14 protein-coding genes and 1 riboswitch are annotated in these 16,195 nt (G+C 66.8%); of the genes, 2 read left to right on the forward strand and 12 right to left on the reverse strand.

Annotation, left to right across the window (positions count from 1 at the left end; translation table 11 throughout):
* Positions 1-65: 65 nt before the first annotated feature.
* The 3 genes from HUW43_RS06640 to HUW43_RS06650 all read right to left on the reverse strand — a co-directional run bounded on the left by HUW43_RS06640 (position 66) and on the right by HUW43_RS06650 (position 3,045).
* Entirely contained in the window at positions 66-620 is a 555-nt protein-coding gene (locus HUW43_RS06640; protein ID WP_188236650.1) for a fasciclin domain-containing protein, read from the reverse strand.
* Positions 621-715: 95 nt separating this feature from the next.
* Complete coding sequence (locus HUW43_RS06645) at positions 716-2,089, reverse strand: cryptochrome/photolyase family protein (RefSeq protein WP_188236651.1); 1,374 nt, start codon at positions 2,087-2,089, stop codon at positions 716-718.
* Positions 2,086-3,045 (reverse strand): NAD(P)/FAD-dependent oxidoreductase, encoded by a 960-nt coding sequence (locus tag HUW43_RS06650; RefSeq protein WP_223181345.1) that lies wholly within the window; start codon positions 3,043-3,045, stop codon positions 2,086-2,088. The genes HUW43_RS06645 and HUW43_RS06650 overlap by 4 nt, the downstream gene beginning before the upstream one ends.
* A 189-nt stretch (positions 3,046-3,234) precedes the next feature.
* Here HUW43_RS06650 and HUW43_RS06655 point away from each other — a divergent pair, with 189 nt between their 5' ends.
* Both HUW43_RS06655 and HUW43_RS06660 read left to right on the forward strand, forming a co-directional pair.
* Positions 3,235-3,822, forward strand: coding sequence for a PAS domain-containing protein (locus HUW43_RS06655; protein WP_188236652.1), 588 nt, complete (start codon positions 3,235-3,237; stop codon positions 3,820-3,822).
* 177 nt (positions 3,823-3,999) lie between these two features.
* The gene (locus HUW43_RS06660; protein WP_188236653.1) at positions 4,000-4,425 is read left to right on the forward strand and encodes a VOC family protein; all 426 of its coding nucleotides are present in this window, start codon (positions 4,000-4,002) and stop codon (positions 4,423-4,425) included.
* Positions 4,426-4,455: 30 nt separating this feature from the next.
* Here HUW43_RS06660 and HUW43_RS06665 read toward each other — a convergent pair whose 3' ends face one another.
* The 9 genes from HUW43_RS06665 to HUW43_RS06705 form a co-directional block, all read right to left on the reverse strand.
* Positions 4,456-5,238 carry an ABC transporter ATP-binding protein gene (locus tag HUW43_RS06665; protein WP_188236654.1) on the reverse strand — a complete coding sequence of 261 codons (783 nt, stop codon included), beginning with the start codon at positions 5,236-5,238 and terminating at the stop codon, positions 4,456-4,458.
* On the reverse strand, positions 5,232-6,233 hold the full coding sequence (locus tag HUW43_RS06670) for a FecCD family ABC transporter permease (protein WP_188236655.1): 1,002 nt from the start codon (positions 6,231-6,233) through the stop codon (positions 5,232-5,234). Before HUW43_RS06670 ends, HUW43_RS06665 begins: the two co-directional genes overlap by 7 nt.
* On the reverse strand, positions 6,230-7,093 hold the full coding sequence (locus tag HUW43_RS06675) for an ABC transporter substrate-binding protein (RefSeq protein WP_188236769.1): 864 nt from the start codon (positions 7,091-7,093) through the stop codon (positions 6,230-6,232). The genes HUW43_RS06670 and HUW43_RS06675 overlap by 4 nt, the downstream gene beginning before the upstream one ends.
* A gap of 70 nt (positions 7,094-7,163) precedes the next feature.
* Complete coding sequence (locus tag HUW43_RS06680; protein ID WP_188236656.1) at positions 7,164-9,020, reverse strand: TonB-dependent receptor plug domain-containing protein; 1,857 nt, start codon at positions 9,018-9,020, stop codon at positions 7,164-7,166.
* 176 nt (positions 9,021-9,196) lie between these two features.
* A riboswitch (cobalamin riboswitch) is annotated at positions 9,197-9,416 on the reverse strand.
* Positions 9,417-9,625: 209 nt separating this feature from the next.
* Positions 9,626-10,789, reverse strand: a complete 1,164-nt coding sequence (locus HUW43_RS06685) for an acetyl-CoA C-acyltransferase (RefSeq protein ID WP_188236657.1) — start codon at positions 10,787-10,789, stop codon at positions 9,626-9,628.
* Position 10,790: 1 nt separating this feature from the next.
* Positions 10,791-12,020 carry an acetyl-CoA acetyltransferase gene (locus HUW43_RS06690; RefSeq protein ID WP_188236658.1) on the reverse strand — a complete coding sequence of 410 codons (1,230 nt, stop codon included), beginning with the start codon at positions 12,018-12,020 and terminating at the stop codon, positions 10,791-10,793.
* Position 12,021: 1 nt separating this feature from the next.
* Positions 12,022-13,713, reverse strand: a complete 1,692-nt coding sequence (locus HUW43_RS06695; RefSeq protein WP_188236659.1) for a class I adenylate-forming enzyme family protein — start codon at positions 13,711-13,713, stop codon at positions 12,022-12,024.
* 1 nt (position 13,714) lies between these two features.
* On the reverse strand, positions 13,715-15,211 hold the full coding sequence (locus HUW43_RS06700) for a carotenoid oxygenase family protein (RefSeq protein WP_188236660.1): 1,497 nt from the start codon (positions 15,209-15,211) through the stop codon (positions 13,715-13,717).
* Positions 15,208-16,182: an NAD(P)H-dependent flavin oxidoreductase gene (locus HUW43_RS06705; RefSeq protein WP_188236661.1), complete on the reverse strand. Its 975-nt coding sequence runs from the start codon at positions 16,180-16,182 to the stop codon at positions 15,208-15,210. The genes HUW43_RS06700 and HUW43_RS06705 overlap by 4 nt, the downstream gene beginning before the upstream one ends.
* Between the last annotated feature and the right edge of the window lie 13 nt (positions 16,183-16,195).

Here is a 16,195-nt window from a genome sequence, read left to right on the forward strand (position 1 = left end):
GGGACACGAACTGCCCCAGGCGGCCACGCGCCGCCGCCGCCGCGTGGCCGCAACGGGACGGTCGGTCAGCCGGGCAGCAGCACGGCGTCGATTACATGGATCACGCCATTCGACTGGATGACGTCGGCGGGGCCAATCTTTGCCTTGCCGCCCTTGGCGTCGGTGACATACCAGGCGCCGTTCTTTTCCCAGACGGTGATCGTCGTGCCCTGAACGGTGGTCAACACCGCCTTGCCGCCGTTCGCCCTGGCTTGCGCGGCGATGTCGGCGGCGGTCAGCCGACCCGGCACGACATGATAGGTCAGAACGCCGGTCAGCGCCGCCTTGCTTTCGGGTTTCAGCAGCGTCTCGACCGTGCCGGCGGGCAGCTTGGCAAAGGCGTCGTTGGTTGGCGCGAACACGGTGAACGGGCCGGGCGAGGCGAGGGTATCGACCAGCCCCGCGGCCTTCACCGCTGCGACCAGCGTGGTGTGATCCTTTGAATTGGCGGCATTTTCGACGATATTTCTGGTTTCATACATCGCCGCGCCACCGACCATCGGGTTGGTGGCAAGGGCTGCGCCGCCACCGGCCATCATGGTGGCCGCGGCGAGCGCGAGCGCGATACGGGAAATAGCCATTGTACATCCTTCCAAATGTCGCACCCCGGGGGATGGGGCAGGATGGAAGCTAGGCCGTGCGCGCGGATGCCGCGACCTGTCCTTTGGGCGGTATGTCAGCTTCGTGCCGCTTCCCACGCGGCGAGCGCCCGCGCGCGCGCCGTTTCATGGCCGATCAGCGGTTCGGGATAGCCCGGCGCGCCGCTGTCCCGGCCATGGCTCGCCGCGATCTCGGCGTCGGATAAATGCCCAATTTCCGGGACATGGGCGCGGACATAATCGGCCATCGCAAACCGTTCGCATTGCAGCGCCGGCGACATGATCCGCGAAAAGACCGGCGCGTCGACGCCGGTGCCCGCGACATATTGCCAGTTCATCGCATTGGAACCCAGATCGGCATCGAGCAGCGTATCCCAGAACCAGCGTTCGCCGCGCCGCCAGTCGATCAGCAGATGTTTGACGAGGAAGGAGGCGGTGACCATCCGCACCCGATTGTGCATCCACCCCGTCTGCCACAGTTCGCGCATTCCGGCGTCGACCACGGGATAGCCGGTGCGACCACGCGTCCAGGCGGCAAAGTCGCGATCGGCTTCGGCGCCCGTCCGCCAGGCGAACCGGTCGAACAGGTTGCGCCCGTTGCGGTCGGCATAATCGGGCATCTGGTCGATCAGGTTGATTCCATGCTCGCGCCAGCCCAGTTCGGAACGAAAGGATTCCGCCCCGGCATCGTCACGCTCGCCGATCGCATGCCACAGCGCGCGGGGCGAGATTTCGCCGAAATGCAGGTGCGGCGACAGGCGCGAGGTCGCGGGCTGCGCGGGAAAGTCGCGCCGCGCCTTATAGTCGCCGATCGCGGCCAGCCAGTCGCGTGCGGCGCGCCATCCGCCCTTTTCGCCGGGGCACCAAGCGCGGAATCCCGTCGCCCAATCGGGGTGCGTTGGCAGCAAGCCCCAATCAGCGAGATCGTCCGAGCGCGGCCAGCGGTCCGGTGCCGGAACAGCACCCGGCGCGGCCAGAGGGAGCGCGGGCGGCATATGTTCGAGCAGACGGCGATACCATGGGGTGAAGACGCGATAGCGCGCGCCCTGGCCGTTGACGATCTGGTCCGGCGCGGCAAGATAGTTGCCGTTGTGCAGGACCAGTTCGATGCCGACGGGCAGGCGCTCCTCGCTTTCCTTCCACCACGGTTCATAGGCATAGGTGGCGTGAATGCGCCAACTGCCGGTTTCGCGGGCCAGTCGCGCCAGTTCCTCATGCGCTGCGCCGCGCCGCAGGATCAGCCGGCTGCCGCGCTTGGCAAGGCTTGCATCGAGCGCGCGCAGGCTGTGGTGCAGCCACCAGCGCTGCGCCGCGCCCATCTTCCACGATCCCGGCGTGTCATCGTCGAGGATGAAGACCGGAATCACCGCGCCGTTGGCGATCGCCGCGAGCAGGGCGGGGTGATCGTGGACGCGCAGGTCCTGGCGCAGCCAGAGCAACGACGCCGTCACCGCTCGACACCCGCCAGCGCGCGCGCAGTGACAATCGCCGCGCCGAGGTCGTGACCGCTGCGCCACGCATGTTCGACAAAGCCGTGCGTCAACCAGTCGCCGCACGCGCCGAGACCGATCGCATCGTTCCACAGATGGCCAAGCTCGCTCCCGGACGGCTGGCCGAACATCCAGCGCTGCGCCGCAGCGAAACAGGGTTCGGGTGGCGGTTCGCCGATGAGCGCACCGAGTTCGGATAGCAACAGGTCGCAGACGACCGCCGGATCGTCCGCGCGATGCGCTTCGCTCCAGTTCCAGTCGGCCTGCACCACCCAATGTTCGGCGGCCGCGCGCTGCGGGCGTGCGTTGCCTTGCACTGCGCAGACGATCGGCGCGGCGCCGCGGATAAAGGCCGATGTTGTGCCGAGCGGCTGGCCAAAGGCGAACATCGCGCTCCATATCGGGCGCGAATGCGCGGTCATGGCGGCGCGCGCCATGCCGAAATCGTGGAGCGAGAGCAGTGGCGCCGCCTGCTCGCCCGGAATCGCCACCACGGCGATGTCGAACGGGCCGCTGCGCTTGCTTTCGCGGTGCAGGAACCATCCGGCATCGGTTCGCGACAGGGCGGTGACTGCGGCTCCCAGCCTGACATCATGCCCTTGGGCCATATGTTTCAACGGCGCGTTCATTGTCGGGACGCCGATCCACGCATCCTGCCCGGCGTCGAGCCAGGGGCGCGCGCATCCGTCGGCTTGCCACTGCGCGACGCGCGCGCGAAAGCCGGACGAGCGCACCGTGAAATGGGTCGCGCCATGGTCAAAGGCGATCTCGCCGTGCGGCGTTGTCGCGCGCCGCGTCGACATCCGACCGCCGATACCCCGTGCCTTGTCGAACAAGGTCACCTTCGCTCCGGCCGCGCGCAGCGCGTCGGCGCACGCCAGCCCGGCGATTCCGGCGCCCACAATCGCGGCGCGCATTATCGCACGCTCCGGGCGGGCGTCCGCGCGGCGCGAGGCCGTAACCGGGATGGGGGACGCGTGGAACGCTCTGGCGCGCGCGACGTCTTCATCGGGAACATCGGCGCATCTTGCCCGGCGCACGCGCCTTGCAACAAGATGCACCATCGGGCAGGTCGGTTACAGTGGCAGGAGCGAGGTCAGGGCGACATGACGTTAAAGGCGATGATCGCGACCAGCCCCATCGCGGCGGTAATCAGCAATCCCCATCTTCCCGACAATCCCATCGTCGAATGCAACGACGCCTTTGCCGCGCTCACCGGATACCGGCGCGACGAAATCATCGGCCGCAATTGCCGCTTTCTGACCGGCCCCGACACCGAGGCCGAACTCAGTGCCGAACTGCGCCGCGCGATCCGCGACCGCCGCGCGGCGCTGGTTGAGATATTGAACTATAAGAAGGACGGCACGCCCTTTCGCAACGCGGTGCTGGTCGCGCCACTGTTCGGCCCCGATGGCGAGCTTGAATATTTCCTCGGCTCGCAGATGGAGGTCGATGGCGGCGAAGACCGCGGCGACGACCGGCGCAACGCGGCGCGCGCGCGCATTGCCGCGCTGTCGCAGCGCCAGCGCGAAGTGCTGCTGCTGATGGCCGAAGGCTTGCTCAACAAGCAGATCGCGTGGAAACTCGGCCTGTCCGAACGCACGATCAAGATGCATCGCTCGGCGCTGCTCCGCTCGCTCGGACTGGATACGACCGCCGATGCGATCCGGCTCGCGGTCGAGGCGGGTTATTGATGGCGCATTCCACGCGAGCTTGATTACGCGCCAGGTAGTTGAGCCACCGCCCCGGCGCCCGATAAGCAGCCAATGGATGTCCGGCCGGTTCCTCACTCCCTCGTCTCCCCGGTCTGTCCTGGGTCGCACGAACCGGACGGGCATCCATATATCCATCGGACGGGATCGGATGCGACGATGAAGGTGCGCGACCTTTACCCCTTGATCACGACGGCCAGGCTGGCGGCGGTGCGCGATTTCTATGTCTCCCATTTTGGCTTTGCGGTCGCGTTCGAGGCCGACTGGTTTCTCTATCTGGTCGGCGAGGGCGAAGACGGCGCGCGCGGCGCGACGCTGGCCTTCATGACGCCCGACCATCCGTCGAATCCGCCAGGACCGGAGCTTTTCGAGGGCCGCGGCATGATCCTGACGATCGAGGTTGGCGATGTCGCGGCCGTGCACGACCGGCTGACTGCGTCGGGCGCGCCGATCGACTATCCGCTGACGCGCGAGCCGTGGGGACAGCATCGTTTCATGACCCGCGATCCGGCGGGCGTCATGGTCGACGTCGTCGAACAGGTCGATCCAGACCCCGGCTTCTGGCCGCAATATATGCCAGGGTGATGCGCGGCCCGGTGTCCGGCGCGATCAGGATCAGCCGCTCGGACGCACGCGACCGATCGTGGTGATGGCGGGCCAGGCGCCGCCCTTTTCGATGCGCGCGTCGATGCCATAAACTGCGCGCAGCCGCTCCGCCGTCAGCACGTCGCCCGGCGTGCCGTCGGCAATGACCCGCCCGCCGTCGATCAGCAGCAGCCGGTCGCAGTAGCGCGCGGCCATGGTGAGGTCGTGCAGCACCGCGATCACCGTGCCGCCGGCCGCCGCCTCGGCGCGCAGCAGGTCCATGACGTCGATCTGGTGTCCGGGGTCGAGGCTGGCGAGAGGTTCGTCGGCGATCAGCGCCGCCGCTTCGACCGCCAGCGCGCGCGCGAACATCGCCCGCGCGCGCTCGCCCCCCGACAATTCCGTCGCGATCCGGTCGCGCAGGTGCAGCACGTCGGCGCGTGCCATCGCGCGTTCGATCGCCGCAAGGTCGGTCGCGCCGATCCGCGACATCGGGGCAAGGTGCGGCAGGCGGCCGAGTCCGACAAGCCGCTCGACGGTCAGCGGCCAGTGCAGAAGTTGTCCTTGCGGCACATAGGCGATGCGGCGGGCCCGTTCGGCGCGCGGTATCGCGGCGGCTTCGACGCCATCGACCCGCACCGATCCGCTTACGGAAACAAGGCCCAGCAGCGCCCGCACCAGCGTCGACTTGCCCGCGCCGTTCGGGCCGACGATGGCGGTCAGCGTGCCGGGCGCAAAGGCGGCGCTGATGTCGTGCAGCACCGCACGGCGGCCAAGCGCGACGCTGACCCGATCGAGCGCGAGGGTCACCACAGCCGCCGTTCCCGCAACAGGTGGACGAGGAAGACCGGCACGCCGAGAAAAGCGGTGACGACGCCGAGCTTGAGTTCGTTGGTCGCCGGAATGACGCGCACGCCGATGTCGGCGAGCGTCAGCAACGCCGCGCCGCCGATCGCCGAAGGGAGCAGGATCGCCGACGGGCTGCGGTCGGTGAACGGGCGAACGAGGTGCGGGACGATCAGCCCGATAAAGCCGATCGCGCCCGACACCGCGACCGCCCCGCCGACGCCGATCGCGGTGCCGAGCAGCAGCCGCGCGCGCGTGCGCCGAAGGTCGGTCCCCAGCGCCTCTGCCGCATCCTCGCCCAGCGACAGCGCATCGAGCGCGCGGCCGTTCCACAGCAGCATCGCCATGCCGACCGCGATACAGGGAAGCGCGATCCACAGATGGCCGAAGGAGCGGTTCTCAAGGCTGCCGAGCAGCCAGGTCATGATCTCCATCGCGGCAAAGGGATTGGGTGACAGGTTGAGCGCGAGGCTGGTTCCAGCGACCGCGAGCGCGCTCACCGCGATCCCCGCAAGAATGAGCGTCAGCGGACTTTCGGCCTTGCCCGCCAGCAGGACGAGCAGCGCAAGCGACAGGAGCGCGCCGCCCGTCGCGAGCAGCGGCAGCATCGCCGGGTGCAGATCGGCCAGCCCGAAATAGAGCGCGGCGACACCGCCGAGCGCGGCGGCGTTCGACGTGCCCAGCACCGAGGGTTCGGCGAGCGGATTGCGCAAATAACCCTGCAACGCCGCGCCCGCGAGCCCGAGTATCGCGCCGATCGCAAGCGCAAGCAGCGTGCGCGGCAGGCGCAGTTCGAACAGGATGATCGCCGCGATGCGGTCGCCGCCGCCCGTCGCCGCGGCAAACAGGCGGCCGAGCGGCAGCTCGACCGGGCCGAAGAGCAGCGATGCGATGGCCGCTGCGACGGTGAGCGTCGCAAGGCCGGTCATCAGCGACCAGCGGGGAAGGACGAGGCGGCTCATACGCCGTCGGCGCCGTCGTGCCGCGCGATCTGCGCCGCGATGCTGCGTGCGGCGCGCACATAGGCGGGGCCGCCGCACACGGTCCACGCCTGTGGAATGCTGATCCGCGGAATATGGTCGAGCGCGGGATGGTGGAGCATTTCGCTGCCCTGATCGGTCACCGTGTCGGTCGCGCTTTCAACGATCAGGAAATCAGGGTCGGCGGCCACCATCTCCTCCAGACTCACCTGCGCGAGCGGCGGCTTGCCGAGCGTCGCCGCCAGATTGACGAGGCCCGCGCGCGTCATCAGATCATCGACCAGCGTGCCGGTGCCGGTCATATAGCCGCGGCGTTGATAATAGGCCGCGACGCGCCCGCGGCCACGACGCGGCAGCGCGGCGATTTCGCGTTGCATGTCGGCAATCAGCGCGGCGCCGCGTTCGCCATGGCCGACCGCGGCGGCGGTCTGGCGGATCGCGCGGTAAATGTCATCAAGGCTGTTGACGAACGCCACATCGAGCGCCGGATAGCGCGCGTCGGGCAGCGCGGCGAGGGCGGCGCTGCCGCTGGCCGGCATTCCCACGACGAGATCGGGGTTGGCCGCCAGTAGCTGTTCGGCCGAACCCCGGTGCAGCGGCAGGCCGCGCGCGAGCGCGGACGCCGCCGACATGCCGGGGTCGGTCGCATTGTGCGTCAGGCCCGCGATCTGGTCACGGTCGGCGAGCGCGAGCAGCAGCTGGTCGGTGCAAAGATTCAGCGACAGGATGCGTTGCGGCGCGCCGTCCTGGCGCGGGAAGCGCCCATCGGCCGGCGCCGCTGACAGCGCCCCCGCGGCGCCAAGCAGCGCCGCGCCGATCAGCAGCGGCTTCACCGCCTTCATGGCTTTGTCCCGTCCATGCTCGTCTCCCGCCGCAGCGGCGCTGCCGACCGCAACCGGCAGCGCCGCGCCGTCAGAACCGCGCCCGCACCCCGCCATAGGCGGCACGGCCATAGCTGCCATAGTTGAACGCGGTCGCATAATCGGCGTCGAACAGATTATCGACGCGGCCATAGACTTCGATCCGATCGGTTATGGCGAAGGACGCGCGCACCCCGGCGATGGCATAGCCGTCGAGCCGCACCGTGTTCGCCGCATTGTCGAAACTGTCGCCGACCATCGTGATCGTCGCCCCGGCCGACAGGCCGAACGACCAGTCGTAATCGGCCGACAGGCTGACCGCATGGGCGGCGCGGCGCGGCAGCCGCTTGCCGTCGAAGGCGGGCCGCCCCGAACGGTCGCGCGCGTCGATATAGCTGTAGGAGGCGGCGACGTTCAGCGCATCGACGGGGCGCAACGCAAGCGTCGCTTCGATCCCCTTGGCGCGCGTGCGGTCGATATTGCCATAGGTGAAGGTCGAATTGTCAAAGTTGATCTGGTCGGTCGTGTTGCGCAGGAAGGCGGTGAGCGAGACCAGCGCGCGGCCGTCGGCGAGACTCTGGTCGATCCCCACGTCATAGCTTTTCGACCGTTCGGGACGCAGCGCGGCATTGCCGCTGAAGCTGTCGTAGAGCTGAAAGAGCGACGGCGCCTTGAACCCTTCGCCATAGCTCAGGCGGACATTGGTGGCGCCGCCGTTGGGCGAATAGTTGGCGTTGGCGCCAAAGGTCGTCGCGCCGCCGAACTGGCTGTGGTCGTCGTGGCGCACGCCGCCTGACAGCGACAGGCCGGTGATCGGCTGAACGATGCCCAGCGCATAGACGCTGTCGATATTGGCGCGCTGGCTGTCGGTCGAACCAAAGCCGAAAAAGTCATAGTCGGGGCGTTCATGCTCGTAACCGAACACCAGCCTGGCGGTTTCCACCGGCGTCACGACCCCCTGATATTCGAAGCGCAGGTTGGTGCCCTGGTAACCAAAGTCGGGGTCGGTGCCGCGGACGAAGAAATAATCGCGCTCGTTGCGCATCCACGTCACTGCGGCGCGGCTGGTAAAGCGGCCGTCGAAGAGGCCGAGGTTGAGCCCGGCATAGCCGACATATTGGTCGAGCCTGGCGACGTCGGCACTGTCGGCGGGGGTGCCGAAAAAGCTGTCATAATCGAGGTCGGCGTTGATGTAATAGCCGCGCAGATCAAGGCTTAGCGCATCGCTGAACGCAATTTTCAGCCGCGCATTGGCCGCGATATTTTCATATCCGTCGCGTTCGGTGCCGACCGCTGCCGACGAAATGCCGTCGGTGCGGAAGTAAGCCGCGCCGACACCGCCCGACACCCCGCCCGAGGTGCCCGATACATCGGCCTTTGCATTCACCGTGTCGCTATAGCCATATTCGGCCGACGCCCTGGCGGCAAAGCCCCCGGCCGGTGTCGCCGTCATCAGGTTGACCACGCCGCCAATCGCCTGGCTGCCATGCACGACCGAGTTGGAACCCCGCAGCACTTCGATGCGGCGGATATTGCCGGTCAGCAGATGGCCGAAATCATAACCGTCGCCGATGCCGCTGGGATCGTTGACCTTTACCCCGTCGATGAGCACCAGCGTCTGCGTTGTTTCGGCGCCGCGGATCGACACGCCGGTCACCGCGCCGGTGGTGCCGGTGCGGTTGAAGCGAATGCCGGGCGTCGTCGCGAGCAGGTCGACGATGTCGATCGTCTGGCGCGTTTCGATCGTGTCGGCGTCGATCACGGTGATCGCCTGGCCGACCTCGTCGCCTGGCTGTTCGATGCCCGATGCGGTGACGACAATGTTGTCGGCATCGGGGGCGTTGTCCTGTGCCGCAACGGGCGTCGCGACGGCAAGGGCGATCAAGGAAATGGTCGAATATCTGAACATGGGAGACTCCCGCACGCCGGCAACGAAGGCGGAGCCTGTCGAAACGCGGCTGCGATCGACCGATGCCTTTGTCGCAAGCGGCGTAAAATCCCGCGACGCCGGTATCGAAGCGGCTCCAGCCGCTTGGTCGTCGCTCGACGGATGTCTCCGTGCCGCGGCCTTTCCCTGGACCATGGCAGTGAGCGACCCACGCCGGCAGGTCTCCTGGCTCGCGGGTCAGGGCTTGATGCACGCCTTCCCGGGTTGCCCCAGTGGCTGTTCGGACCTTGGGCCCGAACGGTGCATCGCGCTCGCCGCTTACAGTTGCAGGGACAGCCTCGGTTGCGGTGCGCCTTCCGGCGCGCCCACCGCGTTCCCTATTAAGCCCTTTCGGGCACCGGCGCGATCATGCGCGGGGCACGCCCCGCACGCGCCGCCCCATAGCGCAATGCGGCGCAGGCGCAATGGGGATTTGTCGGGAGCGGATCGACCCGCCCCCTTGATGGGCAAAGGACAGGCAGGCTCATCGCGAAGCGATCAGGCGAAGCGGGATGGGGGTGATGGCGCGTCCTTGCACCCTGGCCGCGGGCCGCGGTGGACCAACAGGATCGGAATCTCGACAAATGTTACACCCCGACCCGCTCCACCACCATCGCCGCGCCGACACCCATCGCGCCGGTGAGCACGACCAGCCCGTATGTCCCGCCGCATGCATCGAGCGCATCGAGCAAGGTCGAAGCCAGAATCGCGCCGCTGGCGCCCATCGGGTGCCCCTTGGCCAGATGTCCGCCCGATACATTGACGCGCGCCGGATCGGCGTCGCGGTCGCGCAGGAACTTGGCGATCGTCACCGCGAACGCTTCCATAAACTCGATCCGATCCATGTCGCCGAGTGTCAGCCCGGCGCGCGCCAGCACCTTGTCCATCGCGGCAAAACCCGCGGTGAGCGACGCGGCGGGATCGCCGCCGCTTTCGGCAAAGGCGACGATGCGCGCGCGGGGCGGACAGGCAAGCCCGGCGGCGCCGACGAGCGCCAGCCCCGCGCCGTCGCAGATCGGCGGCGCGTGGGCGATGCTGTGCAGCGGAGCGAAGCTGTTGCCTTCAAGCGCCGCTGTATATTGCTGCTGCAATTCTCCAAACGCTGGCGGCGCGTTGGCCAGCGATTCCGCGGTGGTTTGCGGGCGGATGCACTCTTCGGCGGAAAGCGGACCGGTGGCGATGCGCGACTTCTGGAGCGCGGCATCGATGTCGGTGGCCGCGGCCTTTTGCTGCGAGGCGAGGGCCGCTTCATCGAGATCGGCGCGCGTGATGCCCTCGGCGTTGGCAAGCCGGTCGGCGGCTAGCACGGGGGGGACGAAGCGTGCGCGCGGCGGCAGGCTGTCGTCGGTATAGAAGGCGGCGCGGTCGCTCAGGAACGGCGTCGCGCTCATCGATTCGACCCCGCCCGCCAGCGCCACGTCGAGCTCGCCGCTCGCGACCTTTGCGGCCGCCTGGCCGATCGCCGAGAGCCCCGAAGCGCAATAATTGTTGATGCTGTGCGCCGCGGTGGTGTCGGGCAGGCCGGCGTGGAGCTTTGCGACGAGCGCGATATGCCCGCCCTGCGCCTCCGCCTGTGTGACGCAGCCGAGGATCAGCGCGTCCGGGTTTGCGGCGGCCTCGCCGCATCGCGCCGCGAGCGCCGCCGCCTGCTGGCGCACCAATTCTTGCGGGGTCAGTCCGGCGAGGCCGCCGTCGGGCCGCGCCTTGCCGCGCGGCGTGCGCACGGCGTCATAGAGGAATACGTCGGCCACATCAGATGCCGACAACGAAGCTGACCGCCGTGGTCGCACTGCCGCCCACGTTGAAGGTGGCGAAGTTGCGCGCCCCTTCGACCTGATAATCGCCTGCATTGCCGGTGACTTGCCGCCAGCTGTCGAGCAGCATCCGCACCCCCGTGGCGCCGACCGGATGCCCCAGCCCGATCAGCCCCCCCGACGGGTTGACCGGCAGCTTCCCGCCGAGCGCAATCGTGCCGTCCTCGATGGCGCGCCAGCTTTCACCCGGTTTGGTGATCCCGAAATGGTCGATCGCCATATATTCGGTAATCGAAAAACAATCATGCACCTCGACCCCGTCGCACGCATGGATGTCGGGCATCTTTGCCCGCCGCAACGCATCCATCATCGCCTTGCGCACGCTGGGGAAAACAAAGTCCTGGCCGCGACTATTCTGAACCTTTGTCGAGTAGAGCAAAGGCGCTGTGGCATGGCCCCATCCCTTGATCCGCGGAATGTGGTCGAGCCGTATGCCGCGGCGCCTGGCATAGGCTTCGGCGACCTCGCGCGAGGCGAGGAAGATGGCGGCGGCGCCGTCGGTCACCTGCCCGCAGTCGGATTTGCGAAGCGACCCTTCGATCAACGGATTGAGTTCATCATTTTCGCCAAGATGCTCGTCGGTGATCGCCCAGCCGCGCGTTTGCGAATAGGGGTTCTTCTTGGCATTGGCGAAATTGTTGGCGGAGATGCCGCGCAGGTGCGCGCGGTCGAGTCCGAAACGCTCCTCATATTCCTCGGCAACGCGCGCGAACATATACGGCCAAAGGTAACGCGCCTCCTGCGCTTCGCGACCTGCCCAGGCGGCGGCGCCAAGATATTCGGCGGCGCGCTGGCCGGGGACATTGCGCATCAGCTCGATGCCAAGCACCAGCGCGAGGCCGTAGCGTTCGGCCTCGATCTCGGCCGCGGCGGCGAGGATCGCGATGCTGCCCGATGCGCAGGCGGCTTCGTGGCGCGATGCCGGAATGCCCGCGAGGTCAGGGTGGACGTGGCCGAAGAAACCGCCGAGCTGGCCTTGCCCCGCGAACAGTTCGCCGACGAAATTGCCGACATGGGCGGTGTCGACTTCCCTGGGTTCGATGCCCGTCGCGGCGAACGCCGCCTCGGCAACGTCGCGGAACAATTCGAACAGCCCGCCGCCCTCGCGTTCCATATTGCGCGCAAAGTCGGTCTGCGCCCCGCCAAGGATGAACACGTCCTTCGCCATGTCAGGCTTCCTTTTCAAGAGTGGCGAGCGCCGCTTCGCGCACCTCGCTGCGCATCACCTTGCCCGTGACGTTGCGCGGCAGCGCGTCGAAGCGAAACAGGCGTTCGGGCAGTTTGAACACCGCGAGATCCTTTTCGCGCAGATATTCGGTCACATCCGACAGGCGGACATTTTCGGTGCCGCGCGGGACGTAAGCAAGCCCGATCCGCTCGCCCATGGTCGGATCGGGAAGCGAAAAGACGCAGGCTTCGGCAAGCAACGGATGCCCGCCGAGCAGCTGATCAATCTCTTCTGGCGAGATATTCACCCCGCCGCGGATGATCAGATCCTTGCAGCGTCCGACGAAGCGGTAGAAATCGCCATTTTCGACGATCTCGAACAGGTCGCCGGTGCGGAACCAGCCGTCGTCGGTGAAGGCGGCGGCGGTCTGTTCGGGGGCGTTATGATAGCCTTCGAACAGGCTGGGGCCGCGAATCTGCAATTCGCCCGGCACGCCGTCCGCCTCGATCGGATCAACACCGCCGGGGACGACGAGGCGGCTTTCGATGTTTGCGGCGCGGCCCGTGCCATAGGGCGGCGGATATTGGCCGCGGCGCGGGAACAGGCTGGCGCGCTTGTCGGGATCGGGCATGTCGCCTTCGCCGGTGATGAAGCTCATCCCCTCGTTCGACCCGAAGACGTTGACGATGATGATGCCCAGCTTTTCCTGAAAGCCGCGCACCATTGCGGGCGCCAGCGGCGCCGAGCCCGATGCGATGACGCGCAGGCTGGAGAGGTCGACCGACGCGAGCAGCGCTTCATTCTGGAGCAGCATGTTGAGCACCGCGGGCGGCGCGATCGTCAGGCTGGGCCGCTCGGTCGCGATCTGCTTCAGATACACGCCGGGGTCGAAGGGGTGGTGCAGCACCATCGTCCCCGCGCTGGTCAGCCAGCACATTGTGATGCCGCCGATGCTTGCCATGTTGATGAGCGGAAAGGGGTTGAGCAGCACGTCGCCCGACCCGACCTTCATTGCCTCATATCCGGCGGCGGCGACCGCGACCCAGTGGTTGTGGCTGCGCGGCACGCCCTTGGGCACGCCGGTGGTGCCCGAGGTCCAGCAGATGGTGAAGATGTCGTCGGCATCGACGGGGTGCGCGGCGATATGCGCGGCGAGGGCTTGCGGGTCGCCCCTGGCCGCCGAAAGATCGAGCGCATTTACCGGAGCATCGGGGCCAAAGGTCATCAACCGGACGTCGCCCAGCAACGTCCGTGCAACGCCGACATGGTCGCAGCCCTTGACCTGCGTGGCGCAGACGAAGGCCTTCGGTTCGACGACACCGATCATGCCTTTCAGTTCATGGCTGCGATATTGCACCGCTGCCGGACTGACGATCGCACCAATCTTTGCTGCGGCGAAATAGAGCGCGACAAACTCGCTGATATTCGGGAGCTGGACCAGCAGCACATCGTCCTTGCCGATCCCGGCCGCGACGAGCGCGCCGGCCAGTCGGTCGACCTCTGCGGCCAGTTCGGCGTAGTTCAGCCGCTGCGGCGCGCCAAAGGCGAAATCCGCGCGGTTCGGCGCATCGACCAGCGCGAGCCGCTGTGGATGCGCTGCCGCATTGGCCGCGAACAGGTCGGCAAAGCTCTGATCGCCCCACCAGCCGCTTTGCCGATAGCGTCGTCTTTTGTCCTCGCCCGCGACGATCATCTCAGGCGGCCAGCACGCTGTTTTCGCCCATGCCGATATCGTCGCCGCTTGCCCAGATGCTGTGCGTCCCCGAACAGATGCGTTCGGGCAGGATGATCCGGCACACCGGCCCCGCCGCAATGTTTTTGGCGTCGATCAGCACGCATTCGGACGTGTCGGTTTCAAGATCGGCAATGAAGGAGACGAGATAGCCGTCGTCCTCGTCTTTCGCGTTGACCCGCGGAGCAAAGGGCGCCTCGCTGCCAAAACGGCCGGGACCGAATTGATAGTCCTCGCTCGTGCGGTTCACCAGGTCGTGCTTGACAAGACCGCGGAACAGGAACCAGCCGGGCTCCGGGATCGCGCTATAGGCATAGCGATAGGGCTTGCCCGCATAGCGATGGTTGAACATCCCGAACTCAAGATCGCGATCGTCGAGCCGCTCTTCCTTCGTTGCGCCGGTCCTGAGGTTGAACCGCCAGCGGTGAAGGCGCGGCTTGAGCAGCCCCTGATCGAGATAGGCCATCATCCGTTCCAGCCCTTCGGGCGCATTCGGATAGGACTTTGGCATCGGCTCTTCCTGAAAATAGCCGTCGAGGACGATTTCGTCGCCTTCTTCCCAGGCGTTGAGCCAGTGGAGCGTGTAGGTCGGTTCGGCTTCGAACCAGCGAATATCCTGGGGCTGCCCATGCCGGGGGATGATCGCAAAGCGCGTCTTCTGGTCAGGATGAAACTGCACGACATGCAGATTCTTTTTCAGCAGCTCCTCGTTCCAATAAAGCGGCATGTCGTTGAGGATCGTGTAATGTTCGGTGAAGGCCATGTCGTGTGGCAGGCGCGGCCCGGCGAGCGGCACGGGGATATAATGTTTCAGCCTGTTGTCTGCGCCGACGACGCCATAATGCATATAGGGCGCGTGCTTCGAGTAATTGAAAAACATCAGTTCGCCGGTGGCCAAGTCGACCTTGCAATGCGCCGAAATGCCGTCGAGCGGCACCCAGCTTTCGGTGCCGAACTGTTCGAGCGTGAAGGGGTCGAGCCGATAGGCCTCGCCGCACTGATAGAAGGTCGAGATGATCTTGCCCGCATGGATCGCCACGTCGGTCGACGATGAATCCTTGAGCCACTCCTGCGCCCCCCAGCCGGGTCGCGTCGACTTGTGCGGCGGCTCCATGAGGCCGGCCCACAGCGAGCGGCCGGCTTCTTTCTCGGCCTCGAACCCCTTGGTGCGCACGAAGCGGCTGCGATAGCTGGCGCGCCCATTCTTGAAGCTGATGGCGTGGATAAAGCCATCGCCATCGAAGGGGTGATAACGACCGATCGGTTCGTGGATCTGATTTTCGCCGGTGCGGACATAGACGCCGTCGATATCGGTCGGGATATTGCCGATCACCTCGGCATCGCCATTGGCGAAGATCGCGTTCCATTCATTGTAAGTGGGTCGCCACGCGCCCTGCATATAGGGATGGTCGTTCGGCTGGATCGTCGATGCGATCGTCTCGACAAGCTCGGCGGTCATGCGATGGCTCCTTCAGCGGCGGCAAAGCGTGGCCTTGCGGCGGCGGCATCATATTCGGAAACGAGGCGGTCGACGATTGCGGCGACGGGTTCGACCGCGCGCACCGCGCCGACGCCCTGGCCGGCGGACCAGACATTCTTCCATGCCTTGGCATCGTCCTGCGCGTCGGAAAAGTTCGGGCGTTTGTCCTCGGGCATATTCGCAGGGTCGTATCCGGCAGCGATCAGGCTGGGTTTCAGCCAGTTGGCGGTTACCCCTGTAATGCCCCTCGACGGCACGATGTCTTCGGCGCCCGCCGCAACGACCATATCCTTGTATCCCGGCACCGCCATGCTTTCGGCGGAGGCGATCAGCGCGGTGCCGAGATAGGCCAGGTCGGCGCCGAGAATCTCTGCGGCGCGCACCGCGTGGCCGGTCGAGATCGCTCCGCCCAGCACCAGCGGTCCGTCCCAGAATTGGCGCACCTCGTCGACGAAAGCGAAACCCGCGGTGGCGCCGGTGTGGCCGCCCGCGCCCGCGGCGACGAGGACGAGGCCGTCGACCCCGGCAGCGGCGGCCTTGCGCGCAAAGCCGACCGAATTGACGTCGGCGAAGACCAGTCCGCCGTAGGCGTGGATTTCCTCGACGACCCGCGCGGGGCTGCCCAGCGCCGTGATGACCAGCGGCACCTTGTGACGCACGACGCAGGCCAGGTCTTCGGGCAGGCGGCTGTTCGACGGATGGACGACCAGGTTGATCGCCCATGGCGCGGCGTCGGGATCGTCCGACAGCGCCGCGTCGATCCGGGCCACCCAATCTTCCAGATCGGCCGAGGTGCGCGCATTGGGGGCGGGGAAGCTGCCGATCACCCCGGCGCGCGACGCGGCGATCACCATTTCCGGTCCCGACACCAGAAACATCGGCGCCGCGATCGCGGGCAGCCGCAAATTGCGCGTCAAGGCGGGTGGAAGGCCGTGGTTCGGCACTATCATGCTCTCCCCAATT

The sequence above is a fragment of the Sphingopyxis sp. LK2115 genome, assembly GCF_014595975.1.
Taxonomy (GTDB): domain Bacteria; phylum Pseudomonadota; class Alphaproteobacteria; order Sphingomonadales; family Sphingomonadaceae; genus Sphingopyxis.

What these genes read in the sequence shown, in the direction of transcription:
- HUW43_RS06640 (WP_188236650.1), bottom strand. Translation starts at nt 620, where the DNA reads ATGGCTATTTCCCGTATCGCGCTCGCGCTCGCCGCGGCCACCATGATG.
- HUW43_RS06650 (WP_223181345.1), bottom strand. Translation starts at nt 3,045, where the DNA reads ATGCGCGCCGCGATTGTGGGCGCCGGAATCGCCGGGCTGGCGTGCGCC.
- HUW43_RS06655 (WP_188236652.1), top strand. Translation starts at nt 3,235, where the DNA reads ATGACGTTAAAGGCGATGATCGCGACCAGCCCCATCGCGGCGGTAATC.
- HUW43_RS06660 (WP_188236653.1), top strand. Translation starts at nt 4,000, where the DNA reads ATGAAGGTGCGCGACCTTTACCCCTTGATCACGACGGCCAGGCTGGCG.
- HUW43_RS06670 (WP_188236655.1), bottom strand. Translation starts at nt 6,233, where the DNA reads ATGAGCCGCCTCGTCCTTCCCCGCTGGTCGCTGATGACCGGCCTTGCG.
- HUW43_RS06675 (WP_188236769.1), bottom strand. Translation starts at nt 7,093, where the DNA reads ATGAAGGCGGTGAAGCCGCTGCTGATCGGCGCGGCGCTGCTTGGCGCC.
- HUW43_RS06680 (WP_188236656.1), bottom strand. Translation starts at nt 9,020, where the DNA reads ATGTTCAGATATTCGACCATTTCCTTGATCGCCCTTGCCGTCGCGACG.
- HUW43_RS06690 (WP_188236658.1), bottom strand. Translation starts at nt 12,020, where the DNA reads ATGGCGAAGGACGTGTTCATCCTTGGCGGGGCGCAGACCGACTTTGCG.
- HUW43_RS06695 (WP_188236659.1), bottom strand. Translation starts at nt 13,713, where the DNA reads ATGATCGTCGCGGGCGAGGACAAAAGACGACGCTATCGGCAAAGCGGC.
- HUW43_RS06700 (WP_188236660.1), bottom strand. Translation starts at nt 15,211, where the DNA reads ATGACCGCCGAGCTTGTCGAGACGATCGCATCGACGATCCAGCCGAAC.
- HUW43_RS06705 (WP_188236661.1), bottom strand. Translation starts at nt 16,182, where the DNA reads ATGATAGTGCCGAACCACGGCCTTCCACCCGCCTTGACGCGCAATTTG.